9 protein-coding genes are annotated in these 7,714 nt (G+C 37.3%); all 9 read left to right on the top strand.

Translation table 11 applies throughout. The features are described 5' to 3' along the window. Window positions 1–217 precede the first annotated feature (217 nt). The 9 genes from P9L98_04935 (at window position 218) to P9L98_04895 (ending at window position 7,573) form a co-directional block, all read left to right on the top strand. Window positions 218–1,792 carry a hypothetical protein gene (locus P9L98_04935; protein MDP8216642.1) on the top strand — a complete coding sequence of 525 codons (1,575 nt, stop codon included), beginning with the start codon at window positions 218–220 and terminating at the stop codon, window positions 1,790–1,792. Between the two features lie 103 nt (window positions 1,793–1,895). Then, the gene (locus P9L98_04930) at window positions 1,896–2,453 is read left to right on the top strand and encodes a SurA N-terminal domain-containing protein (GenBank protein ID MDP8216641.1); all 558 of its coding nucleotides are present in this window, start codon (window positions 1,896–1,898) and stop codon (window positions 2,451–2,453) included. 10 nt (window positions 2,454–2,463) lie between these two features. Further along, complete coding sequence (locus P9L98_04925; protein ID MDP8216640.1) at window positions 2,464–3,024, top strand: HAMP domain-containing protein; 561 nt, start codon at window positions 2,464–2,466, stop codon at window positions 3,022–3,024. Window positions 3,025–3,029: 5 nt separating this feature from the next. Continuing rightward, the gene (locus P9L98_04920; protein MDP8216639.1) at window positions 3,030–3,584 is read left to right on the top strand and encodes a hypothetical protein; all 555 of its coding nucleotides are present in this window, start codon (window positions 3,030–3,032) and stop codon (window positions 3,582–3,584) included. 21 nt (window positions 3,585–3,605) lie between these two features. Continuing rightward, on the top strand, window positions 3,606–4,616 hold the full coding sequence (locus P9L98_04915; GenBank protein MDP8216638.1) for a hypothetical protein: 1,011 nt from the start codon (window positions 3,606–3,608) through the stop codon (window positions 4,614–4,616). A 19-nt stretch (window positions 4,617–4,635) separates the two neighbouring features. Beyond that, the gene (locus P9L98_04910; protein MDP8216637.1) at window positions 4,636–5,535 is read left to right on the top strand and encodes a DUF4912 domain-containing protein; all 900 of its coding nucleotides are present in this window, start codon (window positions 4,636–4,638) and stop codon (window positions 5,533–5,535) included. A gap of 4 nt (window positions 5,536–5,539) precedes the next feature. Further along, a complete protein-coding gene (locus P9L98_04905; protein ID MDP8216636.1) occupies window positions 5,540–7,144 on the top strand; it encodes a DUF1957 domain-containing protein in 1,605 nt (534 codons plus the stop codon). Next, complete coding sequence (locus P9L98_04900) at window positions 7,141–7,356, top strand: hypothetical protein (GenBank protein ID MDP8216635.1); 216 nt, start codon at window positions 7,141–7,143, stop codon at window positions 7,354–7,356. The genes P9L98_04905 and P9L98_04900 overlap by 4 nt, the downstream gene beginning before the upstream one ends. A gap of 1 nt (window position 7,357) precedes the next feature. Then, window positions 7,358–7,573: a hypothetical protein gene (locus P9L98_04895; protein MDP8216634.1), complete on the top strand. Its 216-nt coding sequence runs from the start codon at window positions 7,358–7,360 to the stop codon at window positions 7,571–7,573. Window positions 7,574–7,714 lie beyond the last annotated feature (141 nt).

Genomic DNA, 7,714 nt, shown 5'->3' with positions numbered 1-7,714 from the left:
GAAGGTCAGCTTGAAATAAAAGAAGGAGAATTCTTATCCTGGCTGGAAGCAGAACTTGCAAAGTAGGTAAAATATACTTTAATATTCACTAATCCCGCTTTTTAAGACGAGCTTTTTATAATTGTTATAACTTTTATAGTTTCTATTTGACAGCATGCTTACCATGCAGTATATATAAATCAAAGGTAGTTTAAAAATTAGGGGGGGGAAATTTGAGGTGGTTAGGTTTAAAGTTGTTACAGTTATATCTATATTATGGTATTGTTTGGACATATCGCATCCTGTATCCGGTAAGGATTCCTGTAGTAATAGTCAAAATATAAGACATCAATCTTCTAGTATCTCTATCTGCAATCAAAATAGTATATCTTTACGCAGAGAACGAGACGCAGATAGTCTTACTTTCTCTATTTTAAACGATAGCGGTCTCTCTATAGGTATCTCTTGGGCATGTTTTCCTGATGGTGAAGTAAATCCAAGAATCAATAATCCAGAAGATATAGAAGGTAAAGATATTAATTTAGTTTTTTCACCCCGGAATAAGACCGATTTTTTAAATGCAATTTTATTGCTTGGAACTATAAAAGAATATAATCCTAGAAGTATAAGGGTGAAAATAGATAATTGGCAGCCTCAGGGTGAGTATGAGGATGCTATGCTTTATACATTAAGCGTTTTTGCTGATGAGGTGGAGGGTTGTAGCGTAGATTTGATTTCTATAGAGAGATATTCCGATGCTGTTGAAGTAGACCATTTTGACCATATCCTTTGTTTGGACTCGAGGCTGTTCTCTGTTGCAGATGAGTTAGCCGATGAATTCAATGCAGACAGCAGTAGAGTATTGTCTGTAAGTGATAGTTTACATTGGAGTTTAGAGGGATTTTCAAATTTTGAGGATCAAGATGTAATTGTTGTTGCTTCAACAGGAAATGTAGCTGATATCATAGACCTGTTCTCTCTTCTTTACGGCTTAAGAATGCAGGGGGTAAGAACAATTACATTGGCCAACACCTATCAGGGTTATGCCCGTCAGGATAAAATATTTCATGAAGGAGAGGGAATATCTGGCTATACAGTATTAAAAGCTCTAAATGCTTTTTTAGATTATAATTTTGCTATCAATGTGCATTACGGTGAGCATAGTGGTTTAGTTGCTTTTCCGGATAGAGGAGACGAAACAGTTTTTAATATAAATGCTTTTCCGCAGCTTGCAGAAGCTCTATATAATCATGCCAGAGAGGCTAAAGGTGTGGACGGAAAAACAATACTTCTTCTTGCTCCGGATGATGGTAGCTTTACCTATGTTAAGGAAGCAGAGGTAGCACTCTCTAAATACGTATCTGAAATAGGTAGCAATGTTGAGATAATAAGCGGTTATTTAAATAAAGTAAGACTTGATGCCAATACAGTTGCTTTTTCCAATTTAATACTTACCTCAGACGGTGAATTAGCAGAGCTTGACCAAGATACAATTGTATTTTTACTTGACGATGAGACTTCAACTGGTATGACTGTAAAAATTGGGATGCATTATCTAGTAAATATTCTTTTGGAATACAATCTAAATCCTGGTGATATCTACGCCGGTATTGTTCACGGTAAATTTGTAAGAGGAATTTCTGATTATTTAAGTAGAGGTCCTAATTATATGACTCCGGCATATACTCTATGCATGGACACCCTTGCTTTGCCGGATGATTTTCAGGCTCTGTCAGCAACAGAGCTATTTAAAAAAGTGTTGAGCAATGTTTTATCTGCAAATTATTATCCAACTGTTCAATCAGTTCCTTAAGGTATTTTTCGGGCCTGTATTTTACCCAATAGATATTTAGTAGCAAAACGGCTGAAAAAGTATTATATTGGTAGCAAATAAAATAAAAAGGAAGGTATTTATTATGAGAAAATTAATCACAATTACAGTAGTCTTTCTGGTCCTGGTTGTAGTTTTCTATTCATTCAAAGGATATCTGCGTAAAGACCAGTATGTTGTAAAAATCAATCAGTTTACGATGACTGAGGAGGAGTTTGAAGACTATTTCTCAAAGATGAACGTAGGCCGGGATGATACACTTGATGCCCGGGAAGGGGTTTTAGATGCACTAGTAAGCAAAAAGCTTATACTTCAGGAAGCAGAGAAGATGGACTTACATAAAAGCGAAGAATTTCTGGATGCACTGCAGCATTATTATGAACAGCTGCTTTTTAAATTGATAGTCGACTTAAAATCCAAAGAGCTCTCTTCTCTGGTTCAAGTAGCTGACGTAGAGGTTAAAGCACGTTACGATGAGATGCAGGCAGAAGCTCTTACCGATAAACCCTTGGATGAGATATATAGTCAGATTAAGTGGCAGATATTAAGAGAGAAACAGACTCAGGCGCTTAATGACTGGCTTAAAGATGTTAAGGAAGAGTCTAGTATCGATATTGATTACGATGCAGTTTTAAATAAATAAGGAGGATAAGATGGCCAAGCGGAAAAGGAGAATATATTTTATAGATAGAAAATTCCAGGTTCAGTTTATTATGAAATTCTGTTTATTAGTAATAATAGGATCTCTTATTACCGTAGGTTTGCTTTACATCACAGGGAGCCGTACGACTACAGTAAGTTTTGAGAATACAGAAGCAGTTGTTAAATCAACGGCAGATTTTATCATTCCGATCTTAATACAGACTGTCATTATCGTCATGGTTGTTACTGGACTCTTTACCATTATGCTGACTTTATTTATATCGCATAAGATAGCAGGGCCTCTCTATCGTCTGGAGAAAGAGTTCAAGTCTATGGCTGATGGCGATATCAGCGCTGATTTTAAACTACGGGGAGATGACCAGCTTCAAAACATAGCTGCCTCTTTAAACGAAATGAAAGCAAGGCTTAGATTCTATCTCAGTGCGCTTCAGATTAGCATTAACGATATGGAGCATGCGCTTAATGAGAATATAAGTGAAGAGAATAAGAGACAGATACTTCTGAATAATCTGAACAAAATTAAAAACGATTTCCATCGCTTCAAAGTTTAGTTTATATGACAAAAAAGATACTTCTGTTCATTCTTATCTTAATACCTTCTGTATATGCTCAGGATTTTGCCTTAGTCTGTAACGGTGATTATTTCACTATCCACTGCCATGAAGGAGTTGACCCCCTTGATATTGCTTATAAGATAAAAGTAGGCCCCAATTTCTATATTTACAAGGATAGCGATAAGCAGATATTCCGGGGCGGCTCACCAAGTGATATTTTAGCTGAAAATATTGATGCTCTTTTTGAAGAGACATCAGATCTTTTGGATATGCATCTCTATTCGTATCATGGGGATATAAAAATATTTTTAACCAAAGATGAGCTGAAGAGAGTTTTCTTTGAGCTTTTAGGCGGAGAGTTAAAATCGGAATCTTTCTATTATCACGATGAAAATACGGTCTATATATCTGCCGAGAGCCTAAGGGCCGGAATGCTTGCTCATGAGATTGCTCATGCAATAATAAGCCATTATTTCGTAGTACTGCCTCCTGTAAAAGTCCAGGAGGTTCTCTCCGGCTACGTCGAGTACAATATAAACAAGAAATTAAGCGAATAATCTGCTTATAGAATAAACCACATGAAAGATAGAGGTCTATTATTAATTTCAGGGTTGGATTCTATACTCGTAGGAGCTATTTTAAAAGAGCAGGCTATCTCTTTTGAGGTACTCTATTTTCATATTCCGTTCTGTCATTGCCATCCCGATGATAATTGTAAGCTTAAAGAGCTGCTTAAAGCTACCTCTAGAGACTTGCTTGGACTTAAGCTTAACGTTGTAGAGCTGGGATCTGAATATTTAAAGCTTCTTAAGAATCCAAAACATGGTTTCGGTAAGAATATGAACCCCTGCATAGATTGTAAGATCTTTATGTTCAAGAAGGCTAAAGAGCTTTTTGAAAAGCACGGTGCTTCATATATTATAACAGGTGAGGTTTTAGGAGAACGTCCTATGTCTCAGAATAGTTCTACGCTTTTTCAAATAGAGCGGGAGGCAGGTTTGGATAGACTGGTATTGAGGCCTCTTTCGGCAAAAGTATTACCTCTTACTCTACCGGAAGAGAGAGGCTGGGTTGATAGAGAGAAGTTTTTCGATATTCAGGGGCGTTCCCGGAAAAAACAGTTTGAGCTTGTTGAGAAATATAAGATAAAAGATTATCCTGCTCCCTCAGGAGGCTGCCTTTTGACAGACCCGAGATTTAGCCAGAAGCTTAAAGACCTATTTAAACATACTCAAAACCCTTCTCTGGATGAGATATACTTACTTAAATTAGGCAGGCATTTTAGGTTATCCAAGGGTCTTAAGCTTGTCGTGGGCCGGGATGAAAGAGAGAATAATATGCTCTTATCTATATCTAAGGAGCTGTCTCTACCCCACCTTATGCCTTTAGATGTAAAGGGTCCTTTGGCTCTTGCAGTAGGGAATGATATAAGAGATAATATATATCCGCTGGCGGCTGAAATTGTTGCTGCGCATTGCAAGAGAGGTGCAGCTATTGAGATTGAGGTTGAGCTTAACAATGGAATAGAGAGGGAACATTTTAAAGCAGCCGTTAAGCACAGAGAAGAGTTTGAAGGTTTAAGAGTTTAGTAATAGGGAGGATTATATTATGGGTAAAGATTTAACTAAATTAAAAAGAATAGAGCTTCTTGAGCTTGCAAAGAAAAGAAAGATCAAGAGCGTCTCTGCGTTTAAGAAGACAGAACTGATAAAGATTCTTTCCAAAAATTTGACTAAAGGAGCAGGAGTTAAAAGCAAAGTTAAACAGAAGGTAAAATTAGGTAAAATTACCAAAAAGATAAAACTGAAAAAGAGAGTTTCTAAGCCGGCTTTAGGAAAGAGAAAGATTCTCAAAATAAAGAAGATTACTAAAGAGTCTCCTTCTCAGGAGCTTGTTGAGCAAACAAAATTTCATACTGGAGCTACTGATCGCAGTAAGAAATCCAAAGGTCAGACAGGTTTAAATGAGAGCCTGGAGGTTAAGCATCACTACGATGAAGATAGTCTTGTATTGCTTGTGAGAGATCCCTGGTGGTTGTACTCTTACTGGGAGATTAGAGGTCAGCTTTGGGAAGATACTCGCTTAAGATGCGGAGACTCAGGCTATAGAGAGGTTTTAAGAGTCTATGATGTAACCGGGATTGAATCTGAAGGCTCTGAGAGTTATAACAGTTATTTTGATATAGAGCTTACTTCTTTTATTGAATGTTGGTATATCAATATTAAAGAGCCGGGCAGAAGTTATGTTGCCGAAGTTGGGCTAAGAACAGATAGCGGTAAATTCTTTACTATTATTCGTTCTAATGTAGTTGCTGCTCCTAGGTATGGCCCGTCTGAGCTGGTGGATGAAGAGTGGATGGTAGTAGATGAAGATTACTGGAAGATGTTTGCGTTATCCGGAGGTTATGGTACCGGTATCTCATCAGAAGAGCTGCAAAAAGTCTTAAAGCAGAGAAGATTAGAGACCAGCTCTTCTTTTACTAAAAGTAGTTTGGGAGATAAGAGATAGAGATATGAAAAACAGAGGCTATCTCTCAATAGTCCTGCATGCCCACCTGCCTTATGTCAGACATCCTGAATATGATGAGTTTATAGAAGAGCGTTGGCTCTTTGAAGCTATAACAGAGACTTATATCCCCCTTATTGAGATGTTCAAGCGTCTTAAGGACGAAGGTATTGGGTTTAGGCTGACTATCTCTGTTACTCCTACATTGATAAGTATGCTGAGAGATCCTATGCTTCAGGATAGATATCTTAAACATTTGGATAAATTGATTGAACTGGCTCAGAAAGAGTTTCAGCGTAACAAAGATAATTTTAAACTTAAAAAACTCTCCGAAATATATCTGAATGCATTTAGAAAGTCTAAGGATGTATTTTTAAACAGGTATAATAAAAATATTTTAGATGCTTTTAAAGAGTATCAAGACGCCGGTTTCCTAGAGTTAATTACTTGCGGAGCAACTCATGGTTTTATGCCTTTGATGATAAACAGAGAGTCTGTTAAGGCTCAGGTCAGAGTCGGTGTGAATACTTACGAAGAGGCTTTCGGCAGAAGGCCCGAGGGTATCTGGCTTCCTGAGTGCGGATATAAACCTCATGACGATGAGATATTAAAAGAGGAAGGTGTTAAATATTTTTTAGTCGATACTCATGGAATACTATTTGCTGATCCCAGGCCGCGTTATGGAGTCTATTCAGGTTATTTCTGTAAGTCAGGAGTTGCTCTTTTCGGACGGGATGTTGAAAGCTCTAAATCTGTCTGGAGTGCTGCCGAAGGTTATCCTGGGGACCATTACTATAGAGATTTCTATAGGGATATCGGTTTTGATTTAGATTACGATTATGTTAAGCCTTATATCAATCCGGATGGAAGCCGCGGCAATACTGGTATGAAGTATTACCGCATAACAGGAGATACTCTTCAGAAGGAACTTTACGATCCGGATAAGGCAAGAGAGAGAGCCGCTGAGCATGCAGGCAATTTTATGTTTAATAGAGAGAGACAGGTTGAGTATCTAAGCACATTTATGGACAGAGAACCTATAATAGTTGCCCCTTATGATGCTGAGCTGTTTGGACATTGGTGGTTTGAAGGTCCTATCTTTCTCGAATTTTTAATAAAGAAGATTTATTATGACCAGAAAACCATAAAACTTATAACTCCAATGGATTATCTTAAAAAATATCCCAAGAATCAGGTATTGAAGCCTTCTTTTTCAAGCTGGGGATGGAAGGGCTACAGTGAGTTTTGGCTCAATGGTTCCAATGATTGGGTCTATAGACATCTGCATAAAGCCGCTGGACGGATGAAAGTTTTGGCAGCCAAAAATAGAGGAGCTGAAGGGTTAAAAAAGAGGGTGCTCAATCAGATGGCTAGAGAACTCCTGCTGGCTCAATCCAGCGATTGGGCTTTTATTATTAAAACTGATACGCATGCAGAGTATGCTCAGAGAAGAATCAAAGAACATATTTTCAGGTTTAATCGTCTCTACGAAGAGCTGAATAGTGATAGTATTGATGAGACCTACCTTGAGGTTTTAGAGAGAAGAGATAATCTCTTTCCAAATATAGATTTTGAAGTCTATGCAGAGGTAAAAGAGGGGGTAAGGATATGAGTAAGTTTAAAAGATTAATATTTGTTGTGATTATATTGCTATCTCTATTTTTGGTATATAGATTTGCTTTAACAGCAGAGACCAAGAGCAAGCTCTCTTTAAGTGAGAAGATGGATCTTCTAATAGTAAAGCAGGAAGAGGTGCTTACTAAACTTGATAATATATATGATGAGCTCGTTAAGATTAAAATTAGAGTATCTAGGAAACTGTAAGATGTATAATTCCAGGATATTCTTTTATCTTCTTCTCATAGCTGCTATAATTTTTACAGTAAGAGTGACAGAGTCTTCTGCCGGCAGCTTGGATGGGTTTTTAAGTAAATTAAGAACTGTAATCAGCAACCAGGAGAAGATAGATAAGAGAGTAGCAGAATTAGAATCTTTGCTTAAGGTTGTAAAATTACGTGTTGAGAAGAGAATAAGACTTTAATCTCTTTTATAAAGAGGGGATGGAATGTTTCATATAGCAAGTCCGGAGGAGATAAAAAGGGGCGACATTACTGATATATATTTTTTAAGAACCCGAGAGATTCTTAAAAAAGAGAATATATCTAAAAGGGTAGCCGTTGAG

Source organism: Candidatus Kaelpia imicola (genome assembly GCA_030765505.1).
Classification (GTDB): domain Bacteria; phylum Omnitrophota; class Gorgyraeia; order Kaelpiales; family Kaelpiaceae; genus Kaelpia; species Kaelpia imicola.
Note: the sequence above shows the minus strand (reverse complement) of the source record. Positions and strands in the feature narration are given on the sequence as shown.

Excerpts from the sequence above, each read along its gene's own strand:
- P9L98_04930 (MDP8216641.1), top strand. The coding sequence starts at position 1,896 with ATGAGAAAATTAATCACAATTACAGTAGTCTTTCTGGTCCTGGTTGTA.
- P9L98_04925 (MDP8216640.1), top strand. The coding sequence starts at position 2,464 with ATGGCCAAGCGGAAAAGGAGAATATATTTTATAGATAGAAAATTCCAG.
- P9L98_04920 (MDP8216639.1), top strand. The coding sequence starts at position 3,030 with ATGACAAAAAAGATACTTCTGTTCATTCTTATCTTAATACCTTCTGTA.
- P9L98_04915 (MDP8216638.1), top strand. The coding sequence starts at position 3,606 with ATGAAAGATAGAGGTCTATTATTAATTTCAGGGTTGGATTCTATACTC.
- P9L98_04910 (MDP8216637.1), top strand. The coding sequence starts at position 4,636 with ATGGGTAAAGATTTAACTAAATTAAAAAGAATAGAGCTTCTTGAGCTT.
- P9L98_04905 (MDP8216636.1), top strand. The coding sequence starts at position 5,540 with ATGAAAAACAGAGGCTATCTCTCAATAGTCCTGCATGCCCACCTGCCT.
- P9L98_04900 (MDP8216635.1), top strand. The coding sequence starts at position 7,141 with ATGAGTAAGTTTAAAAGATTAATATTTGTTGTGATTATATTGCTATCT.
- P9L98_04895 (MDP8216634.1), top strand. The coding sequence starts at position 7,358 with ATGTATAATTCCAGGATATTCTTTTATCTTCTTCTCATAGCTGCTATA.